Below are 24,243 nucleotides of genomic sequence, written 5' to 3'. Positions count from 1 at the left end.
CATCCCTACTCCTTACCAGCACTCATTTGGAAAGTCTACGAATCTGATTAAAAGCTTGATCTAGTTCCTGGATACATTGGTCCACATTATGCGTTCGGTCAATGACGAATTTGGTAATGGCATTAATGAATACCTTCTGCAGATCCTGGTTCACGAAATCGACGGACAGGCTCGACCAATCGTACGTTTTACCCGTTTGAATGTACGTTGAATCTAATTCTACATAGGTTGGATCGAAATCTTTGGGTAGACCTTTGATGACAGATAGCGCTTTCTTATCCTTTTGGAAAATGTCTCCCATCTTCTGCGAAGCAAACAGCTCCAATGTTTGTAAAGCGGCTTCTTTATGCGGTGATTTGGGATTGACCACAATCCCACCTGTCGATTTTAACCCGAATATCGCATGCTGCGGATCATTTGAATAAGGGAATGCAAACATCCCCAAATTCGTCGCAGGATTCTTCGATTTCACACCATCAACGGTCCAAGTCCCGTTAATAATCATCCCAGCTCTTCCTTCCGCGAGGAGCATTTGTGCCTGATTCCAATCCGTTTCAAAGGGGCTTTTATTCACAAAATTCAAGCGTTCACCATAACGTTGCAAAATCCCCTTGAAATGAATCTGATCATCGGCAAATGACGTTCTGCCTGCTTCTATATCCGCAATCCACTTGCGATTCGCAGCATGTTGATTCACTAACAAATCCGCCGCGATATCCCAGGTGATTGTCCAAGAATCCTTATAGCCAGCTGCGATCGGGATAATCCCTACATGTTGCAGTGCTTCACAGGCTTCGATAAATTGTTCCCATGTTTTTGGCGGCTCCTTAATATTAGCCTTGGCAAATGCATCCTTGTTGTAAATCACACCGACACCATTCACATCGATCGGCAGCGCCCAAATGCGCCCATCGGCTGATTTCACGCCATTTAGATAACGCTCATCGATTCCGGATAAGAAGGGTTGATTACTTAAATCCATCGCGTAGCCTGTGCGAATAAAATCCCCAGCTGTATCTAAATTATCAATCATGTACATATCCGGCATGTTGCCCGATATCGCCCAAGTACGCAGCAAACTCAAATAGTTGCCTCCATCAACACCCGTAAGTGCAAAGGAATACGAAGGATGCTGTTTACTGAACAGCTGTGTACCCGTGTCTAACCATTTGCGAGCGCCCTCCTCATCAAAATGATGAACCCAAGACAGTGTTTGCTCCTTTGGCTGATTTCTGGGAACTTTCGTTACGTTCTGAGATTGACACGCGGTTAATAATATGAAAATCGATAGGCTAAGTGTTACTAGGCGAGATTTCATCGAATCACTCTTTCTTTGATGGCGTTTACATAACGATTCGAAAGACCTTTACGATTTCTGTAGGGAAAAGGAAACTAGCATTTTATGTATGTATTTAATATAAGCGGTTTATTTAAAATAATGAAGTAGCAAATGAAGAAAAACTATACTCGATATCAGACTCATTTTTCTGAAGACAGTCGATTTCTATGGTAACATTTACAATAAATATTTGTTTTTGTTATCTGCATAAGCCAGTAGCCTGTTAACTCAATAAGCGCCTGCTTTATGTTAAGATGGTCTTATCTCAATAGACTGCCAACATAGGAATGGTGAACATATGACTAGAGACGATTTGAGCATATGGATTGAACGGCGCGAAGAAGGACGAGCCACACAAGATCTAGCGATCTTAAGCGAGGCTCGCGAGCACTTATTAGAACTACTGTCTAATTATCCGGATGATGCGGAGATCAACTACCAAACCGGAATCGCGCATGACAATTCTGGCATGGGACGTCAGGCGATTCCATTTTATGTGCGAGCTCTTGAATTGGGCCTATCTGGACCTGATCTAGAAAGATGCCTAATGGGTCTGGGGAGTACATATCGCTACTGGGGGGACTACGGAAAAGCAGTGGAGACGTTGCGCAGAGGCGCGAGGGAATTTCCAGAGAACCGGGCCATTCAAGTGTTTCTCGCCATGGCGCTGTACAATAGCCAAAACTACAAGGAAAGCGTCGAACTGTTGGTCACCAATTTAATGGAAACTACCTCTGACGAAAAGTTGCATTATTTTAAACGCGGGATATTGGCTTACAACGAAGACCTTGATGAAATTGCCGAATGAACATTACTATTACATAGGACGAACATCCATTGACTGACAAAATACTAAAAAGATGAAGAAGCGTTTGCTGTATACCAAAATGCTTCTTCACCTCACCTGTGCCAACCGACTAAGGCAGCTATAATCCGTTCATCACGTAACGTGCTACACATCTTGTTCATGCCTCATCAGATATTGCAGGGACTCCAATCCCATTTCAGAGGCTGCGACCGAACGAGCCCATGGATGGGATGATCTGGATAGAGAGGAGAGGACATGACCCGGCGGCATCTCAATAAACAAGCGGGTGCCTCGTTCAACAAGCAGTGTGGTCATATCATGCCATCTCACCGGTCTGGCAAGACTGCTTACTAGGTCCTCGCAAATCAAATCGGATGAACGCAATAGCCGGGCTGTATTATTGGAAATATAAGGGATTTGCGGTTCATTCAGCGGTACATAACTTAACGCTTTCCTTAGCATACCAGCCACTGGCTCCAGCAATGAACAATGCGAGGGAACAGCAACTCGCAGCAGTTCCGCTTTGCGCGCACCTGCACCATGTGCTCCTTCCAGTACCAGTCTAATGCCCTCGATCGTTCCTGCAACAGTAACCTGTTGCTCAGCGTTAAGATTGGCCAAATAGACTTGCTCCCCTTTGCTAGCGGCCTGATCAATGAGTTGCTCCACCTGCCATGTACCTATGCCGGTAATGACTCCCATACCATAGCCCGAAGGAAAGGCCTCCTCCATAAGAACAGCCCGGAGTTTAACAAGGCGTAACCCCTCTCGGAAGCTCAATACACCTGATGTAACCGCCGCTCCAAATGCTCCGACGGAATGTCCGGCTACATAAGATGGCTGCCCTCCCTCTTGAATAAGCATTCGGGCCATCGCAACGCCCGATATAAGAAGAGAAAGCTGCACAGCAACCGTGGAGCCTAGGGATTCAGCCGTATCGAATTGAAGGACATCGGAATGAATGACACTAGAGGCTTCCTCGATCGTGCCTGCCACAGACTGGTGGTCCGGCAGTTGGTGAAGCATCCCCGGATGTTGTGAGCCTTGACCAGGAAAAAGAAACGCCAATGTCATCTTATTCGTACTCCTTAAGTTTCAGGTGTCCACGGACACTTAACCAACATCGGACCGTTCACCGTCCGTAGCAGAATGGGCGACTCGGATCGCACATACTCGGCTAAAGAGCACGCCCCAGCCGGGGTTTCGAGAAGGGCGTCCACTCGGATTGAACGTTGACTGTTAAATGCGTTCCATTCGGAAGCCGTCTGGCGATCTACTCGCTGTGGCGTATAAATAGCAAGATCCATGTCACTTCCAGGATGAATGGTTCTCGCACCACTTGCGAGCTCAAAACCTATACTGCCTGTTGGTCCCCAGCCGATGCCGACTGGGTTATAATAAGCAGCGATTTCATCCAATTGTGAGAATGCTAGCATGTTCGTTTTGGGAACATGATGACGCCATCGCGCTTCAAGGGCAAGCTGTTTGGGAGTTATTACCTCCTGTACGCAGGGTACGGGAAGGTGAGCAGCCAAGCGTTCACTACGATCTGCGCCGCGAATACCAACCGGGATGAGAGCGTCCTTGATCGCACTGCGGCGGACGACAACCCACGGGGTTTCTTTCAAGGCCTCATGCATCCAATCCGGAACAGAACCTTCCCATTGCAAATCAAAAGATGACTGGATTCTAATCAAATCATGGACATTCAGCTCCATTGTTCGGCCAGCTTTTTGCGCACCATAATCGATAAAGATCGAGAGGCTTGAGCCTGTTCGGATTGAAGCCGGCTACTCAAATCATAGGGGGATAGACGTGCTTCTGTGATCGCCTCAAGTAAAGCGCATTTGACCACCTCTATTTCGACGGACGTAGGAGATTCGGCATGAATTCCCTCTAACAAGCGATGAAGCGCACCGAGCGTGGCGAACGACTTCACATCATATCCGGTAGCAGCGATTCTGGCTGCCGTCTCATCCAACTCCTCGATCCTTCTTCGTGTCACTCGCGCTGCCGACTGCTTGGACATCACCTGCACCGTCACTCCAGGATCATCCAAAGCTAGGATTCGGTTTGCCTGCAAACCGTGGGCCAGGAATGCTCCGGATATCGCTTGACCGACGATAAGTGCGATAACGGGGTGGCCAGCAAGCCTGGCCGTCGCATAGGCATCCGCCGCCGCAGCGCAGGACAGATGGACCCCGAGCAGCTCCTCCCTATATCCATAAGCTTGGCTGGGAACATCCACAATGGCTACAATCACCCGTTTATCCCGATCCTTGTCCTCCGATACAGCTTGGCGTACGCAATCCGCGATACTCCACCCTTCATCCAAGCCGACTTCCCCGTTTCGGGCTCGGACAAATCGGTTTCCCTCGTCTGGTGCAACGGCAATATACCGCACTCGCTCCAGTCCAAGACGCGAGTCCGCCGACATGACCGCTCGGGCCCTAGTGGGGATTCGCTCTTTCGAATGCGTTAATCGATGAAAAAATGTCCGGCCCCGGCTCGTTTTTTCTCCTTCACTTCCTCCAAGATGCTGATTTAGAGAAGGTGGCATGGGTCCAAGGTCTGTCTTATCGGAATACCCCCAGTGGTTCCTTAACATACCTGGTGTTATTCGTTCCCCCGCATCTAGACCAGATAGACGACAGAGATAACGGTCCACCTGCGAGCTTCTGGGAGAGGCCGTTGTTTTTGACCGATAAACGGAGCGAACGGCTCCTCGGATTTGCTCCAAATCATCATGAACCAGTTGATCTGCCAATCCGGTCTCAAACCGCTGTTCTCCACCCGACATCGACCAGATGAGGCGCCTGTCTCTGGAATCGAGCTCCTGAATTCCCGCCTCCTGTTCGATTACCTCCGGCCCGTTCAACTGTAGTCGCCCCTGCTTAGTCATGATGATAGCACTGCAAAGCCCTGCCGCAATGGACATCCCGCCGAAGCAGCCGATCATGCCGGCTATGACGCAGACCACCGGCTGATAGCGCCTCAACGCTACGATAGCCGCTTGAATTTCCGCGATCGCAAGCAGCCCGAAGTTTCCCTCCTGCAAGCGGACGCCTCCGGTTTCCAAAAGTAGTACCGCACGGGTGGATATGCCAAATTGATTGTCCCGCAAAGCCAGCTCCAGAGCCCCTGCGATCTTAGCGCCGGAGACTTCGCCAATGCCTCCCCCCTGAAACCTGCCGTCGACAGATGCGATGACAGCCGGGCTACTTTCAATCGTCCCTTTGGCTACTACAACGCCGTCATCGCTTTGGGGGACGATCCCCTGAGCGGCAAGATGGGGAGAAACAATCTGCTGGAACGGATCCAGTAGTTCACGAAAACTGCCTGAATCCAACACCGCCTTGGCCCTTTCTCTGGCGCTTAGCTCTATGAAGCTGTTCATGAAATTTGGCTGCATGCTCATAGCTCCATGACCTCCACAACCTGGGCCAAACGCAGGCTAATGACACCTGGCGTAGCACCAAAATCATTAATTTGTATGTTTACAGCAATGTTGTTAGCAAGGAAAAAACGGTCTAATACAGCTCTCCAAATCTCCCCAAAACCCACAGTCTGCGTTCTTATGCTAACCTTCGCAATACCATTCAGAGAAGGTTCCACCAAAACCTCCAAATCGCCTGAAGCAACAACACCTACATGCCCATTTTTTGTGATATTTCGCTCTGCTTTATATTCAAAGTTTAACTGTTCGATCGTAATCACCTCCATGCAGCAAATGCGCTGCGTCCGTCGCGCTTTGAATTTTATCTAAAAATAGTACGGCTGCAAGCAGATCTGCACTCCCTCCCGGGGATACACGGTGATCGAGCAGGCGCTGTTCGAGCTGGAGATATGCTTTTCTGCCTGCTGTTGTAACCAGCCCTCCCAATTCAAGCACATAGCTCGCCCCCTGTTGCGCAGCCTCAAGTGCTAGCGGTCCTCCTCTGTGAAGAAGACAGCTGTCACATAGACGGGCCATGATGGAAAGAAGAGCATGAACCCGTGCCGTTCCCTCCAGGTGATTCCTCGCTCTCATCTCCCGCAACATTGGCAGTCCAATACCGACGACATGAGGAAAGCCTTGTATGGCTTCCCCTCTTGCTCCATGTATGCCGTATTGGCGCATAACCTTCATGCCATTGGTGAATTGTGGAGGGGCGTGTCGATCCTCGAATTTCGCAATATTGCCAGCGGTGGCCGCGATATCCTCGGCAGGCACCGGCCAGCCGTGAACAGCGGCGCCGGCGATCAACAAGCCGAGTGCCCAAATTGCCCCTCGATGAGTGTTCACTCCTTGTGTCACACGCATCATCTCCGCCTCTCCAGAGCGTCCCAAGAAAGCCAGCTCTTCCCGCAATTCCTGATCCGGGTTACGCCGAAAGGCCGATCTCCCCATGGCCTCGAAGCAGGAATGCAGGGCTTCGGCAGATGCCCGCATTAAGGAAATGTCCATATTGGTATGACTTCCCGATGAGCGCATATCGACCAATCCGGGCTTGGGAGTCAGCTCCGCTTCCTCAATGAGCGCAGCTACAGCCAGGGATGCCAACTTTTTCCCGCAATTGTCCGAGTCTTTCCACACTGACATCACCTCACCACGTTCGGAATTTTCCAGGCGGTCGGTATAAGCCGCCTGACCAGTCGATTAAATCTTCAATGCTTTTGGCCGCGAGTAGGGACCTTCTTGCATCGGTTCTCCGAATCTGCAGATCCTCCGGGAACGCGATGAGCCCCTCCTGTCGCAGCCGCTCATTCAAGGAACGGTCATGCTCTCGTCCGAGCGGCGTTACGCCAGCAATCGCTCCGAGCGCAAGTCTTCTTTCTTCCATGTTTTGCGCCTTATACAAGTAAGCAATCCCTTCCTCCGTAATGACATGCGTAACGTCGTCTCCATATATCATGACCGGCGCGATCGGCAGCTTACCTTGCTTGCCTACCTGTATGGCGTCAAGAGAGGGAACAAAGGCAGATTGGCCTCCTTTCTGATAGGTTTCAAGCATTTGGACCACCAGCTTCCTGCCCTTTACAGTAGGAGTATCTTCCGTAATCAAATCGAGCCATGCCGGAGTCGCATGCCGTCTTCCTCTTGGATCGCTTCCCATGTTGGGCGCCCCACCAAACCCCGTCAATCGACCTCTTGTTACAGTCGACGAATGGGCTTCATAATCCATCTGAAGAGTGGAGCCGATAAATAAATCCACAGCATACATCCCCGCTACCTGACAAATCATCCGATTCGAACGAAGACTGCCATCAGGCCCTGTAAAAAAGACATCCGGTCGAGCCGCTACATACTCCTCCATGCCCACCTCGCCCCCGAAGCAGTGAACACTCTCCACCCAGCCGCTTTCTATGGCAGGAATTAAGGTCGGATGCGGGTTTAACGCCCAATGCTTGCAAATCTTCCCCTTCAGTCCCAGACGTTCCCCGTAGGTTGGAAGCAACAGCTCGATCGCGGCTGTATGGAAGCCGATCCCATGGTTGAGCGATTGCACTTGATGCCTTTCATAAACCCCTCTAATCGCAAGCATCGCCATCAGGATCTGACTTTCCGTGATATGGCGCGGGTCTCGGGTAAACAGCGCTTCGAGCGGATACGGCTTATCTGCTTGTACGATTACATCCACCCAAGAGCCAGGGATATCCACTCTGGGCAGCTTCTCCACGATCTCATTCACTTGAACAATGACGATTCCGTTCGAGAACGCGGCAGCCTCGATAATGGTAGGCGTTTCCTCCGTATTCGGGCCCGTGTAGAGATTCCCCTCCGCATCAGCCTTATCGGCTGCGACCAAAACCACATTCGGTATCAAATCAATAAACAAACGACCATATAGCTCAAGGTAAGTATGAATCGCCCCGATCTCAATGAGACCGTCCTCGACCAACTGGGCGACCCGCAGGCTCTGCGGACCGGCATAAGAAAAATCGAGTTTACTAGCGATCCCTTGCTCAAACAAGTCCAGGTGCTCCGGTCGGGAGATGCTGCTGATTAACATGTGCAATCGGTTGATTCGCTTGCTGGATACCCGGGATAGCGATTCAGAGAGAAAAGATGCCTGCTTCTGATTATTGCCCTCGAGCACAACCTTATCTTCAGGCTTGATCAGGACCTCCAGCACATCCACGATTCTCTCGGTAGGCAGCAGTCTTCCTTTCATCCATTCCTTTGCTGCTTTCATCCGAAGGTTCTTCTCGTCACTGCGCTGCGTCCAACTACGCGTTATTACTCCTGTATGCGGCAAACATCATCAGCCTCCATATGCAGAGATCATCTTATTAGATCATGCAAAAACTTCTTATTTCCATTGTAGTTTAATTTGACATATAATTTAAAATACATATTTAATCATATTTCATATAACCTAATGAATATAAGGGAGGTTTACCTATGGAGCTTCAACAACTGGTCTATTTTCAACACGTCGCGAGTTCGGAGAATGTAACTCGTTCTGCCAGGGAGCTGCATATTTCACAGCCGGCTCTGAGTAAAATGATCCACAATCTTGAAAAGGATCTAGGCGTCCCCTTGTTTGACCGCAAAGGTAAGCATATTGAGTTGAATAACAAGGGAAAGATGTTTCTGAGGAGGGTTGAGGGGGTTCTGAATGAACTTCACGAAGCCAGACACGAGCTCCAGGATGAGGAAGGCGAAGTGAAAGGCACGATTCACTTCAGTTTCGATGTGGCATCGTCAATCATTCCGAATCTGATAAGAGAATTTCGTCTCCTGTATCCGGAGGTTACCTTTCAGCTCTACCAGCATTTCCGGACTTCGGCTCCGTCCCAATTTGATCTTTGCGTAACTTCCCTGCCGATCGGACTCCATGGAACAGATAAACTGGAATTGCTTAATGAGGAAATTCTTATAGCCGTACCAAAGGATAATCCACTTTCTTCCCAATCCAGCATCCACTTGGAACAAATCGCCAATGAAGGTCTTATTTGTTTGAAGAAAGGTAACAGCTTGCGTGAGAGGACCGATGCCTTCTGCATAGTCGCTGGATTCAATCCCCGAATTACGTTTGAAAGCGATGATCCCGCAACGGTGAGAGAGCTCATTCGTGCCGGTCAGGGAATTGCATTTGTTCCTTCCGTCACATGGAGAGGAACAACGGACGATTCCATCAGCCTTCTTAAGATTAAGCGGCCCTTCTGTTCCCGCTCCATCGAGCTGCACTGGAAGAAGGGGCATCACTTAGGTCTGGCAGTTCGGACGTTCCGTCAGTTTCTTATCGACTATTTCGCGAAGTTATAAATTTTCCCTGAAGCCCTGGGATGGTGTGCTTCAAGCTGACCATTTCGGGTCTCGCACCAACCGATTCATTTCGGCGGCTTTTGCCCGAATGGCCCGAATTCACTTTAGCCGAGCGCCCCATCATGATCCAGAACGAGGGATGTAAGTTGAATGATTCAGCGTTTCTCAAAAATTTTCAACATTAAGCACTCAACACTTGTTTTATTTTTTTAAAGGCAGCTCTATTTCAACAGTAGTACCATGATTAATTTTGCTCTGAATTGACAATTTGCCTCCATGTCCTTCGACAATACGCTTGCAAACCATTAGTCCTAACCCCGTTCCATTAGCCTTTGTAGTGAAAAACGGCTCTCCTAACTGGGTTAACCTTTCTTCAGAAATACCTACACCTTGATCTTTGACGCAAATAACCAAATCTTGATTTAAATGATTTCTGAATGATATTTGTATTACTCCCCCACTGGCCATAGACTCTATCGCATTCTTCAAGACATTAATTAAAACTTGTTTGATTTGGTCCGGTATACAATAAATTAAGGGGATTTCTTGATCCATGTCCACTTGTATTTGAACGTTATACAGAAGAGCATGGGGTTGTAGAAAACCAATTACACTTTGAACAAGCTCTAACGTCTTACTCTCTATGTAATAATTCAGATGTGGTTTTGCCAGAGTCATAAATTCATTGACTACATAATTGATATGTTCAAGTTCTTCCATCATGACATCAACATAGTCTGTATTTTTACTTTTAAGTAAATGCACAAACCCCTTCAAGGAAGTCAATGGATTACGTATATCATGTGCTATCCCAGCTGCCAATTGACCAATGAGCGACAGTTTTTCAGACCTAATAATCGCTTCTTCCGACTTTTTGCGCTCAGTGAGATCACGAATCACGCTCTGCACGACAGGAAACCCCATATTTTTGTAGACATATATGGAAGATAATTCTGCATCAAAAAAAGTTCCGTCTAACTTTCGCATCTTTCTCTCAATAAATTCACTGTAACTATCCATATCCGTCTGCATGATCTGCTGAAGTCGCGCTATAATGATGTCCTTATCATTTGAACTGAAAAAATCATAGATCGATCTTCCTTTGAACTCGTCTGATGAAGCACCACCAAAAAGTTTACAACAAGCATCATTCACAAACTGGATGACCCCATCTATATGCAAAACAATGGGTTCAGGATTAAGTTTAATCAACCTTCTAAACTGTTTTTCTCTATCTAAAAGCTCCTCATCTGCTTTTTTCTTTTCACTAATGTCCCTTTCCACACCGATAAATCCAATAACCAATCCTTCAGAATTTTTCACAGGTGAAACCGTAACATTCGCGTAAAATGTAGAGCCGTCTTTTCTAAGTTTTATCGCTTCGAAATTCTTGATTGGCTCGCCTTCTATTAAAGATTGATATAGTCGAAGAGCATCTTCTTTATAATTATCAGGAGTCATCGGCAATACTTTCCCTATAACCTCTTCCTTCGTCCAGCCATGTAACTCTTCAAATTTCTTATTAACCTCTAACACAGTTCCATTTACATCAACGATTACAATCCCATCGGAGGTTAAGTTCATTAAAGAATCTAATAAATATTCTTTCAGTCTCATGAGTAAGCGTCCCCTAATTTAAACAATTGATCTAGGTTTTATTCTTCTCCGATGGGCAAAACCCTTTATTACATGTCTTTTAAGTTTCTAAAAAATATGATTACACGATTACCTCTCTTATTCCCCCAATCACGTAATATTTCCTTTTCTCATACCACTAATCAATGTCGAGTCTGTCGACCCAAAGTTGACATTAGGTGTGATTGCCAGTGAGAGTTCTGTCCCATTCAAGCTGCAAACGACCGTGTGGCAAAACGGTGTTTGGATATATTGTACAGTTAACTCCAGCGTATCCGAATCTCTCCAAGTGAAACTGGCTGCTACGCGTTGTTCCATGCCTTGATTAAGTCGGGACAATTGTTCTATCCATGCCCCTCGGCCACACTGTACATGATGGTCTCCATGGTGGTCGCGAAGCTTGATGTACACATCATTTTCTTCAACCCGTATAGTGATTGTCTCCCAACACAGATTATTTTCCTCAAGTTGATAATGCCCGGTGAACGAAGCTTCTTGGGGAGACGAAACTGCTATTTGCGGCGGCTGAAGACGCAAATTCTGCAAACGCTCTCCCATTACGACAACTGATTCCTCGTTATACGGCAGTGGGTCCGGATGCATCGCTGGCAGTAAGTGCGTCCATACTGCTTTCAGAACAGTCTGCATGTCATTGAGGCCAGCAGTAATCGCCATAACGGCATTTTGATGAGGCATGACAATGCAAAATTGTCCGAACGCCCCATCGCCTCTGAATGCATGGTGTTGGCATCTCCAGAATTGATAACCGTACCCTTGTGCCCAATCGCTCTCACCACCGTCACCGTTCGAAATATGCTTCGATGTTGATTCCGTCACCCAGTCCTCAGTTAGGATACGTACTCCATTCCAAATGCCATGCTGCAAATATAGTTGGCCGAACTTGGCGATGCTTTCTGTTGTCAAACTGAGCCCCCAGCCACCTATGTGAATACCACGCGGGCACGATTCCCACGTTGCGCCGGAAATGCCGAGTGGTTCCAGTAGACGTGGCTGCAAATAGTCCAGCAGCGATTGGCCAGTAACCTTATTTAAAATAGCGGACAGCATGTAGGTCGCCCCACTGTTATATACGAAATGAGATCCAGGTGCGTATGGGACTGGCTGCTGCAAAAATGCTTCTACCCAACTACCGTTTTCATGTTTCCACAGCGAATCGCTCGTATCTTGCGAGTGTCCGGTGCCCATCATCAATAAATGGCGAATTTGCATGGCTAACAAATTGGGTAACACTTCGCTAGGCGTTTCATCCGGAAAAAACGAAACAACTTTATCATCCAACGATAGAATACCTTCCGACACGGCGAGTCCAATGGCGGTGGAAGTAAAACTTTTGCTCAGCGAGAACAGCGAGTGAGGCAAATCTGCCGCATATGGATGCCACCATCCTTCGGCGATGACAAAGCCATTTTTCAGCAGCATCAAGCTGTGAAGTTCCAGATTTTGCGTCCGTACAGCTTCCAGAAATTCCACTACGGATGAGGAGGAAAGGCCTTGAGCTTCTGGAAGGCTTCGCGGCAAAACAAGCTCGTTTTTCACATGCAAATTCATCAAATACCACTCCATCCCAACTTTAGTATCGAAATACAGGCCAATAACGCCTTTACAGGAATATTTTACCACGACTGGACATCCAATCCCCATCTAAAAACAAAGATCGGCATACATCTTCCTGGGAAGGTGTGTGACGATCTCCTTTATGTTTCAATCCTCCGACTTCCTTCACGTTCCACCTTATGTTGAAAGCCCTTATCTTAAGCTAATATTCTCAAATACTGTTTTATCAATGCTGTATCCAGGTAGCATCATTTTTTTCTTGCGTTGTACTAATAGGGTCGATTCTAAGAACATTACTTAACTGGCGAATGTAGCGTGTCGGGAAATTGTATGATTTAAAGGACACCTTAGAAGAATCACCCAATCCCGCCACTTTCGTGAATGTTGCATCACTCTTAAATGTAGTGGTTCCGTCATTTCTACCCACTTGGAGTACATAGTTGTAGTGCCTTAAATAATACCCTGGGAAGTTGAGCGATTCGAAAGAGACAGCACTTGAATCCGCAAGTCCCGGTACCATCCGAAATTTGGAGTCATCTATCGGACTAATAGGAGACGGATCAATTCTCCCAGCAAAATTATAATGCCTCATATAAGAACCGGGTACGCTAAACGATTCCCATTGGTGCAACAGAGTAGCGTCTCCCAATTCTTTACTTCCATAAGTGACCGAATTATGGTTCGTACTTCCGAGGGGACCTCCGTTAAGAATTAGCACATTGTGATTATCAGCAAGAGGTATTAATGCTGGGCTGTAACCACCTGCAACGTCCGTACTAACTCTGGTCCATGTGTTCGATGCTCCATTTTCGTTATTCAAAAATAATTCTGAACTTGAATTTGCTCTTACAGCAATTGTCCCGTTAGGTCCTGTGCCCGAGAGCCATGTCACATAAGGTGAACTCGAAGGTTTAACACCGTCCTGCGTGATGAGTTGAGTCCCGGGATCAGTAGCTGCCCCAAAATTTTCTGGATTCGTAGAAATCTTATAATAAATCGCAAAATTAGGACTTGCACCACCGTATTCGTACGTCATGATGTAGCTGCCATTCCCCATTTTAGCGACGGTAGTCATACCCGGTCGTTTTGTCGAATCTGCAAGGGAAATATCCTCGACAATAGAACTCCAGTTAATCCCATCTGTTGAAGTTATGTGGACTAGCTTTTGATTGTGAAGAGGATCTCTTTCATCTGAATAATAGTAAATGAGCTTATTGTTGGCTACAAGAAGGAATGGTTCCCAGACCGGATCGAATGCACCAGATGGATCGGCCTTCCCACCCGTTGCTTGGCTGCTAACGAAAGTCCAAGTAACGCCATGATCCGTACTTTTATAGAGATCTAACTTCGTTGAGGACAAGTTTGAAGGAATAGAGTTACCCGCGCATAAAAGAGTTCCAGCCGGCATATTGCCAATAGTTTGCGGCAGTTCGTACAAAAATGGCTGATAACGTAATCCCCATCCATTGACTTGGTCCGTAACTTCTGAAAGGTGTGACCAGGTTACTCCTCCATCCGTGCTTTGGTAGATAGGGAAAGAAGGGGTACCATTAACATAATGTTCAAATGTCGCCAGCATCCTTCCATTATAAGAACCGCTATAATTGAGGGTAAGTGCTCTCGGATATAAGGTTCCCGGACTTGGATCCGTGCTTGGCGACGTATATAGGGTAGAAGGGCCGAAAGCACTTGCAGTAGTCAACAACATTAAGAAAATTACAATAACCAAGGCAGCAATGCTTGAGATTTTATACCTTTTTTTCATTAAAAAACTCCTCTGCTAGTTTTTTCATAAATGAGACAAATTACTTTTTTCATTTTCTTATAAAAGACGACAAGCCTAATTTGTTTAACTCCTCTCACGGTATTGTAAGCGCTTTACAAATCAATTGTAAAACATTTCAAATTCAATATATATACTAAATTGGTTATTAAAGTATACTTAATTAGAAATATATATTAAATTGGATATGAAAAACTATTTGGAACGTCTGTTCACTTTAAATAAAACTGTAGCATCAGACACAGGAATTATTATTAGTTGTTTATAACACACACTTGTTCTATTGGACGGACATATACTAGATAAATAAAGCTAGAAAGGAGGTATTCATTTTGAAGCGATCAGATTCCTATTTAATTTGTAAAAAGTACCTCAATCGAGAAGTTATGATAAGAACGACTCATGGCACTTACAAAGGAACCATAGTGAAAGTGGACGGTAATAGGGTCTATTTAAAACCGGCACGAAATGGAAAGAAAGCGCAAATTTCATTCCTGCCTTTCATCATCCCTTTAGTTCTGTTTGATCTATTAGCCATTATTCTTTTGGATAGAAGGCCTTTTTTCCCTTGCAGACCATTCTGATAAATAGCAAAGGCCATGAGTGTCAAGTGTCGGTTTTTTTAAGCCAGGCTCATATTTACACTGCTACTACAAAAAAAAATGACCGCCACAATCAAATGATGTGGTGGTCATTCCCGTTCTGATTTATTTTTTAATTAATCCAATCTCAACTAAGCGCTCATACAAAAGATAGCTGCTGATAACGATTGATATACGTTTCAAAATGCTGAAAACTTATAGATGGACGTTTGCTTGTAAATCTGACCCGGGAGCAATTCAGTACTAGGGAAATTGCGATGATTCGGAGAATCTGGATAATGCTGAGTCTCGATGCAAAGCCCGTCATACCGTTTATAAACGATTCCTCCCTTCCCGATATCACTTCCATCCAGACTGTTTCCTGAATAAAACTGTATGGCTGGCTGTGTCGTATAGACCTCCATCATCCGGCCCGAATTCGGTTCATACACGCTTGCTGCCTTAACTATAGCGGCACCGCTTTGATTCAGTACATAATTAAAATCATAACCGCCTCTTGCATACTTCATCTGGGGATCTTGGGAATGGATCCGCGCACCGATTGCTATCGGGATCCGAAAGTCAAGCGGTGTACCGGCGACACTTTGAATTTGCCCAGTCGGAATAAGATCCGGCGTAATCGGCGTAAACCGGTCGGCTTGAATCGTAAGCACATGACCAAGAATATTCCCTTTGCCCGCGCCTGCCAAGTTGTAATAGTTATGTTGGGACAGATTTACAACGGTCTTTTTATCTGTCATGGCTGAATAATTAATGATTAACTCATTGTTGTCTGTCAGCGTATAGTTAAGTTTTACTCCAAGATTACCTGGGAACCCCTCTTCACCATCTTTGCTAGTATAGTATAACGCGACTCCAACTGCGTCATTGTGATAGACTTCCTCTGATGCCCAAACCCTCTTGTTAAATCCCCTTTTTCCGCCGTGAAGCGTATTGGGTGATTCATTGACGGATAGCTGATAGGTCACACCATCAAGGATGAATTGGCCATTTGCAATGCGATTCGCGTACCGTCCGATGGCCGACCCGAAGTATGGCTTATTCCCGGTTCGTAAGAAATCCTCCAACGTCCCATAACCAAGAAGGACATCTTCCATTGCTCCGTTTCGGTCCGGTACTTTGAGGGTCAGCATAATGCCGCCGTAAGTCATAATTGAGGCTTGCATGCCGTGTTTATTGGTTAATATATAGAGATACACAGGTTCACCATCAGCGGTTTTCCCGAAATATTGCTTGGATATACGACCGAATGCCATGTTCACTTGAACGGGTACAGGAGGCACTTCTTTATTCATTTGCTCAAGCGGTCGCATATATCCGTATACAGGCTCTGCCCCATGGGGTGACGCGGCCCAGTTTACTGCATTCGCTATAACCCGCAAAATATATTTGTTGTGATAGGTAGGGTACTCTTCGTGTCCTGGTCGGAAGTAAAAAATCTTCCCGAGTCCACGCCTATAGGTACAGCCGCTACGAAATACTTCTCCTCCCTGAAACCAGCTGACAAATACAAGCTCCTCGGGTGCAGGGATATCAAAAAACTCTCCATACATCTCTTCCGTATGCAATTCGATAAATTCGCCAATTCCTTCTGTAATCGGGTGAGAAGGGTCGACAACCCATAACCTTTCCCGCTCTGCATCTGTCCTCCATTTCAAATCACATGAAGTCCCCATTAATTTCCGGAAAATTTTCGAACGATGGCCAGAATGAAGTACGATGAGACCCATGCCTTGCAATACCCTTGCTTGAATTCTATCGACGATCTCATCCGATACCACATCATGAGCCAGATGCCCCCACCAAATCAATACATCCGTATGGTTAAGCACCTCCGTCGTTAATCCGTGCTCCGGCTGATCCAAGGTTGCCGTTTGAATTTGAAATCCGTACGGTCCAATACCAGCAGCAATCGCTTGATGAATGCCTTTTGGATAGATGCGGGCTACATGCGGGTCTGTTCTCTCATGAATAAATTCATTCCATATGGTCACGCGGATCGGTTTCATCTCAAACATCTGTCCGCTGCCAATCCTTACTTTCATCGATTCATCCCTCCATTTATCATACATGTCATTAACATAGGTATTGGGAGCATATACGTTATTTAAAAAGGAAGTGATTACATGAGGATCTATGTTGCCGATCACGAAGATACCCTTATTCAAATTTCTCGAAAATTTCAGGTAGGATTACTGCAAATGATGTCGGTTAATCCACATATCGCAAGGCCCGATACAATTATCACAGGTGAGCGGGTTAACCTTCCTGACATGACCATGCCTGAAGCCGATAACCGAATCTTTGCCGAATTTTGCCCGCCTGTACCAGAGCCGGATTTTCTTCGCGAGTGGATTCCGCTCACTTCCGCAGAACAGATGGCCCAAACCGAATACGATGTGCTTATTGTCGGGACAGGAGCCGGAGGAGGAGCCGCCCTTTGGCGGTTAGCCGAGCAGTGGGGGAACAACGGTAAGAAGATTGGCGTCGTCGAAAGAGGAGACATTTCCCTGCCTACCCATGCAATGAACATAGCGACGATAAACGGCGATAACTTTAGATTATTAAGACCATATCGAATAACTTATCCGATTGGAGACCGGCTCCCGCAACTTCCCGGCGCAAAGCTTATTTATGCTTTAGGCGGAAGAACCTTGCTCTGGGGGGCGATCACTCCGCGCATGCCTGATCACGTCATAGCCAAATGGCCGGTTTCCATCCAAGAAATGAATTTTTATTACAATATCGCTGAAGAATTGATGAGTGTCACCCGCTCTTATACGAAAGATTCGTCAATTACCCAAGTCCTGCTTAAGCGTCTTCGGGAAAACGGCTTTTACAATGCAGAAGATATTCCAGTCGCCGCCGATCTGGATCAAACCAGATTCGGTAAAATTCATTCAAACGTTTTTTACAGTTCCATTGTTTCTTTGGCGAGAGCATTAGCTCGGCGTCCTTTTGATTTGGCCGTTAATACTTATGCTACAGAAGTGGTAACGGATCGTGGCAAAGCAGTCGGAGTTCGGGTGATGACCCCGGATAAGAAATCCCATTTCATTAAGGCGAAAACAATCGTTTTATCGGCAAGCGCGTTACAAACCCCACGAATATTGCTTAACTCTAAGATTCCGGGAAAAGCAATCGGCCGTTATCTCATTAACCATTCGTACTTGATTGCCACAGCAAACGTAAATACCCGAGGTTTTACTGAGCCGCTAGGCGTATTGGGAATTATCATTCCGCAGCTTATGGGGCGTCCCTATCAGCTTCAACTGCAAGGTCCGGAACAATATTTTAACTATCAATACGAACAAAAACCGATCAAGGACCTGTGGAAAATCAGCTTTTTCGGCGCTTCCGGCGAGGTGGAATCACGTTACGAAAACAGAGTGTATGTGGATCCAAGCAGTCGAGACGCATACGGGGTACCAGAAATACAAGTCAATTTCGCATACAGTGAAAAGGATGAAGCGGTTATCCGGCAGATGTCGACCGCCTTACAGCAAGCTTCCAGAGCTATGCAGTTGGACCTGGCAACGACCAAGAACGGTGTTCCCGAGATTTGCTTAATGCCGATCGGAACCGATAACCACGAGTCAGGAACATGCAGAATGGGGGATGACCCGCATACTTCCGCCACGAACAGGTATGGACAAATTCATGGTGTATCTGGTCTTTACATAGCAGACGGCAGCGTGCTGCCCTCCATCGGCGCAACGAATACTACTTTGTCCATAGTGGCTTTGGCGATTCGAACGGCCGACTACATCATCCAAACGCTACAAGAGTCTTGATCAAAAGCTAATGAGCGGGTAAAGGAGGCGACCGCTCCCTTCGTCGCGGAATAATCGATTAATTCTTCAAATCCTACATAGGCCGTTACGGAGCTTGTATTGATAATCACTATAATGCATAATGGACGCCTCCACTGGCATTAGTTCCCTACAGATTATTCTTCGTTGCAGCAATGGGTGATAGCCTAAAAATATTTAACAGAAATACCCTTCCTGCGAATTACTTTCCAGCTTTATGGGGAAAATAATACAATCCTCGAGGAAGGACTGAACTCATGAACCTATTCAAAAGGCTTACTCAAAGACGTTATCGCGACAATACGCCTTTGCATAACGTTCTTAATGAACAGCTTTCCACAACTGACACTGTGAATCCGCCACTGCCAGCAGATGTAAACGCTAATGCCATCTCTGCACATTTGATGGACAACTTGTTGAGAATGAAGACGGTATTCGATCGTTGCAGCGACATTGTCATTCTGGAGTGGCACTACGGTCCAGAAATGAAGCATGCCGCATTCTCCATCTATTCGGAGGCACTGATTCAAAAAAAAGAACATAACTTCTTTAAAGAATCGCTCCAGGACCTGGTCACACAAGAAGTTGGCCCGGGAACGATGGTTACTCCGGATGATATTGACTTCTTTTTCAGCCGTCATGTCGCCTCAGCGCAAAGCGCCACATTAATTGAGGATTTAAATGATGCCATTAATGATGTACTACTCGGCAAGCTGATCGTCTTCTTTGACCAATGGAACAAAGCACTAAGTTATAATGCGATAGGTCTTGAAACCAGACAAGTCACTGAATCGGTCATCGAACCGGTCGTTCAAGGACCTCGCGAAAGCACAGTTGAAAATTTAAATAAAAATTTAGGCATGCTGCGACTTAGGTTAAAATCCCCAAATTTTAAATTTGAAATGCTGCCCGTTTCGGGTCAAACGAAGACGAGAGTTGCTTATGGTTATTTGGATGGAACCGTCAATCCTGAAACGTTAGCCGAATTTGAAAGGAGACTGACCCGTCTTCAGGGCAAAGAGATATTAGAAACCTCGTATATTGAAGAAGCTATTGAGGATTCCTCATACTCTCCTTTTCCTCAATACCGTTACACCGAAAGACCGGATGTAGCCGTTGCGTCCTTACTGGAAGGGAAAATTGTCGTGTTGGTTGAAGGGACCGGCTCCATGCTGATCTGTCCCGGTTTGTTAGTCGAACTACTGCAATCCAGCGAAGATTATTATCAAAGAACCATTGTTGCAAGTCTTATCCGTTTATTGCGATTCGCAGCCTTATTTATTGCCGTGGGTTTGCCCAGCGTATATATTGCTTTATCCACTTTCCATCCAGAATTAATTCCGACCGTTCTGCTGCTCGCCATTATCAATTCCCGTGAAGGGATTCCATTCCCCGCTGTCTTCGAAGCATTCATTATGGAATTTTTCTTTGAACTGCTTCGGGAGGCCGGAATTCGTCTGCCGCGTCCGGTCGGATCAGCGGTCAGTATTGTAGGAGCGCTTGTTATCGGAGAAGGGGCCATCAATGCCGGCATCGCATCCCCGATCATGGTGATCACCGTTGCCCTAAGCGGAATTGCCTCCTTTGCCGTACCTCAATATAACTTGGCCATAGCGCTGCGCATTTTACGGTTTCCTGTCATGGTATTCGCAGCCACGTTGGGCATATTCGGCATATTAATCGCATTCATGCTCATTTGGCTTCACTTGGCGAATTTACGTTCTTTAGGCCAGCCTTATTTAGGCTCAATCGGTCCTTTTAGACCGAAACATATGAAAGATATACTCATTCGTGCACCGCTCCATATATTAATGCGCTCACCGCGAAACCCTCATTAAGGCAGCCTTGAAAACAATCCAACTCGTAAATCAGGAGTGAGCCAACATCATGAAAAGGCAGATATGGATATTGTTCATAAGCTTATCGGCACTTTTCGTCTTGACCGGTTGTTGGGATCGGGCAGAGCTTCCTGAGAAAGGGTTTGTGATGGGGATTGCCTTGGATAAAGCCGGAGAAAGGGAAATTTCACTGACTACACAAGTATTCAAGCCAACCCAGGGTGTTGGTTCGATTGGCGGTAAATCGACCAATGAAGCCTATGCCAATGTGACGACAGTCGCGGCTACGCTTCCCAGAGCCATACGGGATATTCCCATTAATCTCGGCCGCAAAACCCAGTGGAGCCATACCCGTCTAATTATTGTCGGAGAAGAGCTTGCTCGTGAAGGGGAGCTATTCCCTTTGCTCGAATTTTTTTATCGGGATCACGAGCCCCGGCTGACAGTTACCATCATGATCGCACAAGGAAGAGCTGACAAATATTTGAATATGAAGCCGATCATCGAAAATACGATAAGCCAACAACTATTTCAAAGTGAAAAATCATCTTCGTCCAATAGCGGCAAAACAATAGCAACCAATTTGTTGAAATTAGGTCTGCAAATGAAAAGCGAGGTCGGCAACGCTACGGTTCCCTATCTGTATTTATCCAAAGATGGAAAAACAGTCACGAACATTGCCGGAGTTGCCATGCTTAAAAAGGGGAAATTTGTGGGTAAAATGGAACCTTCTAACGTAGAAATCGTGCAAATGCTTCTTAACAAATATGACAGTGGAATGATCGAAATCCCCTGCCAGAATCCGTCCGAGCCCAAACAGAATGAAGAAGCTGTTGAAATCCTCACCTTCAAAAGTAAATGGCAGCCTAAAGTGATGAATGAGGATTCGCTGAAAGTTCAAGTTAAGGTTAGCGCAGAAATAGCTCTCATGGAAATGTCCTGCTCCAAGCTGGAAACGGTAAATGAGGAAAAGAAGTTTGCCAAAAAAGTGGAGGAGACGATCAAACAACGAATTGAGGAAACAACCCGTTGGTTAAAAAAAAATAAATTCGATGCCATCGGCCTGGGCAACAAAATTTATCAAAAAAATCCGACTTTGTGGAAGGAATGGAAGCCACAATGGGATGACCGCTTTGCAAACACTCAGTTTGATATCTCCGTTGATGTTAAGGTCATCAACAGCGGAACATCCATCGCTAATCCTGTTTTGAAAAAATAGAAGGGACATGAAAAATGTCGATCAAGATATTCCTGCTGCTTGTGATTTACGCGGCTATTTCGATAGCGGATATACCGAGACTTAAAAAGCTGACCGGCCGCGAGATCATGGCTTATTCAGCTATGCTGCTGCTTTCTCTTTATCTCGGCATTAGTCATGTATTTAACCTGAAATGGCCTTTTCTGGAAGAAGCCGCCGCTGCACTCCTTAGCGATCCTGCCCGTCGCATTGTTGAATTTTTAAAGGTTCCCTCTTAACTAATCGAAATCGCGACTGCGGGGGTGCAAGTAATGAAATCAAAAGAACAAATTAGCTCCTCACAAATGGGTGTCTTGTTTTTTTCATTCATGACGGGATCTTCCATAGTAAATATCCCAGGACCACTAATCGGCTACGCCAAAAACGGAGCATGGATTTCCCTTATCCTTTCTATAACTGCTGGCGCATTCATCTTATCCTGCATTCTTTATTTGTACCAAAAATTTCCAGACCTTACTTTCATCGAAACCAGCAGGGCTTTAGTCGGCAAATGGATTACAATCCTTCTAATAATTCCTTTCATTTCGTTTCAATTCCACATGACATCCGGAATTGTCCTGGATATTGGGTTATTTATGACAAGTTCCATGATGCGCCAAACCCCGTTGTATCTATTTGTACTTGCTGTATTTGTTGTAGTCGCTCTGACCGTACGTTCAGGGATAGAAACGATCGCCCGAATGCTCTTTGTTCCTATCGTTTTGGTCCTCAGTTTCATCATTCTCGTTCTTATATTGTCTGCCAACAATTACGAGATCGATCATCTGTTCCCCATTCTGCCGGACGGCATCAAGCCAGTCCTACTTGGCGCATATTTCTCATACGGTTTCCCCTATGTCGAACTTGTGCTTATGGCCATGCTGCTTCCTTATGTGCGTAAGGAAGATCGGCCAAAAGTAAAGAAAGGCATGTATCTCGCCTTGTTTGTGAATGGTTTTTTTTTAATCGCTGTAACGCTCAGCACAATTCTGGTGTTCGGTCCAATGGCAGGCGAACGAAAATATTCGATGTTCGAGGTCGCTCGAATCATTGACCTGCTTGAAGTCATTCAAAGATTTGAGTCCATGATCGGTGTTTCCTTGATCATGACTTCTTTTATAAAAGCAACGATTACTCTCTTTATACTGAATTTGACATTCACGAAATTGTTCGGGCTCCGGGACGATCGAATCCTTGTCTTTCCTCTAGCGCTAATCTGCTATCTCTTTTCTCTGCATCAAATTGAAAATGGAGCAGCCCCTTGGATTTATGCGGTCTCCGTCATTCATGCGTTTTGGGCCACTTTCTCTTATTTGTTGCCTTTACTTGTCGTTACTGCAGCAGCAGCAATAAGGAAAAAAGCTTAAATTCGCCATCTGATTGATCAAGTCGATACATGTACGCCGCGCGTGGTGCCGAGAATATCCGCGAACTCGTTGGAATTATCATAGAAACCCCTTCGTTGTATCAAAGTAAAATTATTGGTAATAGTCCATCTACGTATATTGCTCTTTCCTATCGCTTATCCTTTCACTGAACCTGCCAATCCGTTGACAAAAAACCTCTGGAACGTCAAATATACAGCGAGAACTGGAATAATTGAAATCAACACGGCAGCATTCAAAAGTGTGTAATCCGTTGAACGCTCTCCACGGAAGGCCATCAGCCCTGTCGTAATCGTTTTCATTGCATCCTTGGTAATGAAAATTTGTGCAAGCAGGAATTCATTCCAAGTCGCCATGAAGTCAAAAATGATCAGCGTCGCGATTGCGGGCATGGAAAGTGGAAGAATAACTTTAATAAACTTGCTCCAGTCTCCACAGCCATCGATTAACGATGCCTCGTCTAATTCTTTCGGAATTGTTCTGAAGAAACCACGAAGGATTAAGATACCGAATGGAATTCCAAATCCAATATAAACTAAAATGATTCCAGGATATGTGCCTGCTAAGTTTGCTTTGTTTAGTAATATGTTGAGCGGTACAAGCGTTGCCTGGATAGGGATCATCATACCGATCAGAAAAAGTGTAAAAATGGGATCGCTCCATTTGAAATTAAGCCTCGTCAAGGCAAAAGCCGCTAGGGCTTCAATTAAAATCCCTAAAGGAACTTTAACCAGGCAAATTATTATCGTATTCTTCATGTACATACTCATTCTTCCCTGACCCCAAGCTTTCAGGAAGTTATCCCAGTGAAATTCCTTCGGTATCGAGTAGAACGGATAGTTTAATAAATCTGCGTTCGACTTGAGTGCAGTAAACGCTATAAAAATAACCGGTATCAAAAACAAAATGGACAGCACGACCAATGAAGCGTATGTCATCGCACTGGAAATCGGGTGTTTTCTCTGTTCATGCATTCT

General features: G+C 45.9%; 19 protein-coding genes and 3 pseudogenes. 8 read left to right on the top strand and 14 right to left on the bottom strand.

Annotated features, from left to right (window positions below; genetic code table 11):
* Positions 1–22: 22 nt before the first annotated feature.
* Positions 23–1,318, bottom strand: coding sequence for an ABC transporter substrate-binding protein (locus AC58P7_RS27255; RefSeq protein ID WP_497348612.1), 1,296 nt, complete (start codon positions 1,316–1,318; stop codon positions 23–25).
* Between the two features lie 319 nt (positions 1,319–1,637).
* On the opposite strand from AC58P7_RS27255, the gene AC58P7_RS27250 reads away from it, so the two are divergent.
* Complete coding sequence (locus AC58P7_RS27250; RefSeq protein WP_497348610.1) at positions 1,638–2,147, top strand: tetratricopeptide repeat protein; 510 nt, start codon at positions 1,638–1,640, stop codon at positions 2,145–2,147.
* A gap of 144 nt (positions 2,148–2,291) precedes the next feature.
* Here AC58P7_RS27250 and mdcH read toward each other — a convergent pair whose 3' ends face one another.
* The 6 genes from mdcH to mdcA are packed head-to-tail and all read right to left on the bottom strand — an operon-like array spanning position 2,292 to position 8,386.
* A complete protein-coding gene (gene mdcH, locus AC58P7_RS27245; RefSeq protein WP_497348608.1) occupies positions 2,292–3,221 on the bottom strand; it encodes a malonate decarboxylase subunit epsilon in 930 nt (309 codons plus the stop codon).
* 14 nt (positions 3,222–3,235) lie between these two features.
* Complete coding sequence (locus AC58P7_RS27240; protein ID WP_497348606.1) at positions 3,236–3,865, bottom strand: malonate decarboxylase holo-ACP synthase; 630 nt, start codon at positions 3,863–3,865, stop codon at positions 3,236–3,238.
* Positions 3,856–5,559 carry a biotin-independent malonate decarboxylase subunit beta gene (locus tag AC58P7_RS27235; RefSeq protein ID WP_497348668.1) on the bottom strand — a complete coding sequence of 568 codons (1,704 nt, stop codon included), beginning with the start codon at positions 5,557–5,559 and terminating at the stop codon, positions 3,856–3,858. The genes AC58P7_RS27240 and AC58P7_RS27235 overlap by 10 nt, the downstream gene beginning before the upstream one ends.
* Before the next feature lie 2 nt (positions 5,560–5,561).
* Positions 5,562–5,855, bottom strand: a complete 294-nt coding sequence (locus tag AC58P7_RS27230) for a malonate decarboxylase subunit delta (protein WP_497348666.1) — start codon at positions 5,853–5,855, stop codon at positions 5,562–5,564.
* Positions 5,836–6,729 (bottom strand): triphosphoribosyl-dephospho-CoA synthase, encoded by an 894-nt coding sequence (locus AC58P7_RS27225; protein ID WP_497348604.1) that lies wholly within the window; start codon positions 6,727–6,729, stop codon positions 5,836–5,838. The genes AC58P7_RS27230 and AC58P7_RS27225 overlap by 20 nt, the downstream gene beginning before the upstream one ends.
* 4 nt (positions 6,730–6,733) lie before the next feature.
* The gene (gene mdcA, locus AC58P7_RS27220; RefSeq protein WP_497348602.1) at positions 6,734–8,386 is read right to left on the bottom strand and encodes a malonate decarboxylase subunit alpha; all 1,653 of its coding nucleotides are present in this window, start codon (positions 8,384–8,386) and stop codon (positions 6,734–6,736) included.
* A gap of 146 nt (positions 8,387–8,532) precedes the next feature.
* Here mdcA and AC58P7_RS27215 point away from each other — a divergent pair, with 146 nt between their 5' ends.
* Positions 8,533–9,399, top strand: coding sequence for a LysR family transcriptional regulator (locus AC58P7_RS27215; RefSeq protein ID WP_497348600.1), 867 nt, complete (start codon positions 8,533–8,535; stop codon positions 9,397–9,399).
* A gap of 201 nt (positions 9,400–9,600) precedes the next feature.
* Here the strand turns inward: AC58P7_RS27215 and AC58P7_RS27210 are convergent, their stop codons facing one another.
* The 3 genes from AC58P7_RS27210 to AC58P7_RS27200 form a co-directional block, all read right to left on the bottom strand.
* Positions 9,601–11,016 (bottom strand): PAS domain S-box protein, encoded by a 1,416-nt coding sequence (locus AC58P7_RS27210; RefSeq protein ID WP_497348598.1) that lies wholly within the window; start codon positions 11,014–11,016, stop codon positions 9,601–9,603.
* A gap of 129 nt (positions 11,017–11,145) precedes the next feature.
* Complete coding sequence (locus AC58P7_RS27205; RefSeq protein ID WP_497348596.1) at positions 11,146–12,675, bottom strand: serine hydrolase domain-containing protein; 1,530 nt, start codon at positions 12,673–12,675, stop codon at positions 11,146–11,148.
* A 160-nt stretch (positions 12,676–12,835) separates the two neighbouring features.
* Complete coding sequence (locus AC58P7_RS27200; RefSeq protein WP_497348594.1) at positions 12,836–14,374, bottom strand: AbfB domain-containing protein; 1,539 nt, start codon at positions 14,372–14,374, stop codon at positions 12,836–12,838.
* A 350-nt stretch (positions 14,375–14,724) separates the two neighbouring features.
* Between AC58P7_RS27200 and AC58P7_RS27195 the strand changes: the two genes are divergently transcribed.
* Positions 14,725–14,976, top strand: a complete 252-nt coding sequence (locus AC58P7_RS27195; protein ID WP_497348592.1) for a hypothetical protein — start codon at positions 14,725–14,727, stop codon at positions 14,974–14,976.
* 197 nt (positions 14,977–15,173) lie between these two features.
* Here AC58P7_RS27195 and AC58P7_RS27190 read toward each other — a convergent pair.
* Positions 15,174–16,205, bottom strand: a pseudogene (locus AC58P7_RS27190) (aldose epimerase family protein); the annotation flags it as partial.
* Positions 16,206–16,286: 81 nt separating this feature from the next.
* Positions 16,287–17,039, bottom strand: a pseudogene (locus tag AC58P7_RS27185) (ThuA domain-containing protein); the annotation flags it as partial.
* Between the two features lie 81 nt (positions 17,040–17,120).
* Here AC58P7_RS27185 and AC58P7_RS27180 point away from each other — a divergent pair.
* Positions 17,121–18,788, top strand: a complete 1,668-nt coding sequence (locus AC58P7_RS27180; RefSeq protein ID WP_497348590.1) for a GMC oxidoreductase — start codon at positions 17,121–17,123, stop codon at positions 18,786–18,788.
* 5 nt (positions 18,789–18,793) lie between these two features.
* On the opposite strand, the pseudogene AC58P7_RS27175 reads toward AC58P7_RS27180, so the two are convergent.
* Positions 18,794–18,895 (bottom strand): annotated as a pseudogene (locus AC58P7_RS27175) (SDR family NAD(P)-dependent oxidoreductase); the annotation flags it as partial.
* A gap of 168 nt (positions 18,896–19,063) precedes the next feature.
* On the opposite strand from AC58P7_RS27175, the gene AC58P7_RS27170 reads away from it, so the two are divergent.
* From AC58P7_RS27170 to AC58P7_RS27155, 4 genes are read left to right on the top strand one after another with little or no spacing between them, the layout of a single operon-like run.
* On the top strand, positions 19,064–20,644 hold the full coding sequence (locus AC58P7_RS27170; RefSeq protein ID WP_497348588.1) for a spore germination protein: 1,581 nt from the start codon (positions 19,064–19,066) through the stop codon (positions 20,642–20,644).
* 49 nt (positions 20,645–20,693) lie between these two features.
* Positions 20,694–21,863 (top strand): Ger(x)C family spore germination protein, encoded by a 1,170-nt coding sequence (locus tag AC58P7_RS27165; RefSeq protein ID WP_497348586.1) that lies wholly within the window; start codon positions 20,694–20,696, stop codon positions 21,861–21,863.
* 14 nt (positions 21,864–21,877) lie between these two features.
* Positions 21,878–22,120 carry a hypothetical protein gene (locus tag AC58P7_RS27160; RefSeq protein ID WP_497348584.1) on the top strand — a complete coding sequence of 81 codons (243 nt, stop codon included), beginning with the start codon at positions 21,878–21,880 and terminating at the stop codon, positions 22,118–22,120.
* 33 nt (positions 22,121–22,153) lie between these two features.
* Entirely contained in the window at positions 22,154–23,248 is a 1,095-nt protein-coding gene (locus tag AC58P7_RS27155; RefSeq protein WP_497348582.1) for a GerAB/ArcD/ProY family transporter, read from the top strand.
* Between the two features lie 155 nt (positions 23,249–23,403).
* Here the strand turns inward: AC58P7_RS27155 and AC58P7_RS27150 are convergent, their stop codons facing one another.
* Positions 23,404–24,240 (bottom strand): carbohydrate ABC transporter permease, encoded by an 837-nt coding sequence (locus AC58P7_RS27150; RefSeq protein ID WP_497348580.1) that lies wholly within the window; start codon positions 24,238–24,240, stop codon positions 23,404–23,406.
* Positions 24,241–24,243: the final 3 nt, after the last annotated feature.

This window comes from Paenibacillus sp. J22FR5, from assembly GCF_059691975.1.
The sequence above is the reverse complement of the archived record's forward strand: the minus strand, read 5'-3'. Positions and strand labels throughout refer to the sequence as shown.

Bases quoted from the DNA above. Each gene is read 5' to 3' on its own strand.
- AC58P7_RS27255 (WP_497348612.1), bottom strand. From the start codon at position 1,318: ATGAAATCTCGCCTAGTAACACTTAGCCTATCGATTTTCATATTATTA.
- AC58P7_RS27250 (WP_497348610.1), top strand. From the start codon at position 1,638: ATGACTAGAGACGATTTGAGCATATGGATTGAACGGCGCGAAGAAGGA.
- mdcH (WP_497348608.1), bottom strand. From the start codon at position 3,221: ATGACATTGGCGTTTCTTTTTCCTGGTCAAGGCTCACAACATCCGGGG.
- AC58P7_RS27240 (WP_497348606.1), bottom strand. From the start codon at position 3,865: ATGGAGCTGAATGTCCATGATTTGATTAGAATCCAGTCATCTTTTGAT.
- AC58P7_RS27235 (WP_497348668.1), bottom strand. From the start codon at position 5,559: ATGCAGCCAAATTTCATGAACAGCTTCATAGAGCTAAGCGCCAGAGAA.
- AC58P7_RS27225 (WP_497348604.1), bottom strand. From the start codon at position 6,729: ATGTCAGTGTGGAAAGACTCGGACAATTGCGGGAAAAAGTTGGCATCC.
- AC58P7_RS27215 (WP_497348600.1), top strand. From the start codon at position 8,533: ATGGAGCTTCAACAACTGGTCTATTTTCAACACGTCGCGAGTTCGGAG.
- AC58P7_RS27210 (WP_497348598.1), bottom strand. From the start codon at position 11,016: ATGAGACTGAAAGAATATTTATTAGATTCTTTAATGAACTTAACCTCC.
- AC58P7_RS27200 (WP_497348594.1), bottom strand. From the start codon at position 14,374: ATGAAAAAAAGGTATAAAATCTCAAGCATTGCTGCCTTGGTTATTGTA.
- AC58P7_RS27180 (WP_497348590.1), top strand. From the start codon at position 17,121: ATGAGGATCTATGTTGCCGATCACGAAGATACCCTTATTCAAATTTCT.
- AC58P7_RS27170 (WP_497348588.1), top strand. From the start codon at position 19,064: ATGAACCTATTCAAAAGGCTTACTCAAAGACGTTATCGCGACAATACG.
- AC58P7_RS27165 (WP_497348586.1), top strand. From the start codon at position 20,694: ATGAAAAGGCAGATATGGATATTGTTCATAAGCTTATCGGCACTTTTC.
- AC58P7_RS27160 (WP_497348584.1), top strand. From the start codon at position 21,878: ATGTCGATCAAGATATTCCTGCTGCTTGTGATTTACGCGGCTATTTCG.
- AC58P7_RS27155 (WP_497348582.1), top strand. From the start codon at position 22,154: ATGAAATCAAAAGAACAAATTAGCTCCTCACAAATGGGTGTCTTGTTT.
- AC58P7_RS27150 (WP_497348580.1), bottom strand. From the start codon at position 24,240: ATGCATGAACAGAGAAAACACCCGATTTCCAGTGCGATGACATACGCT.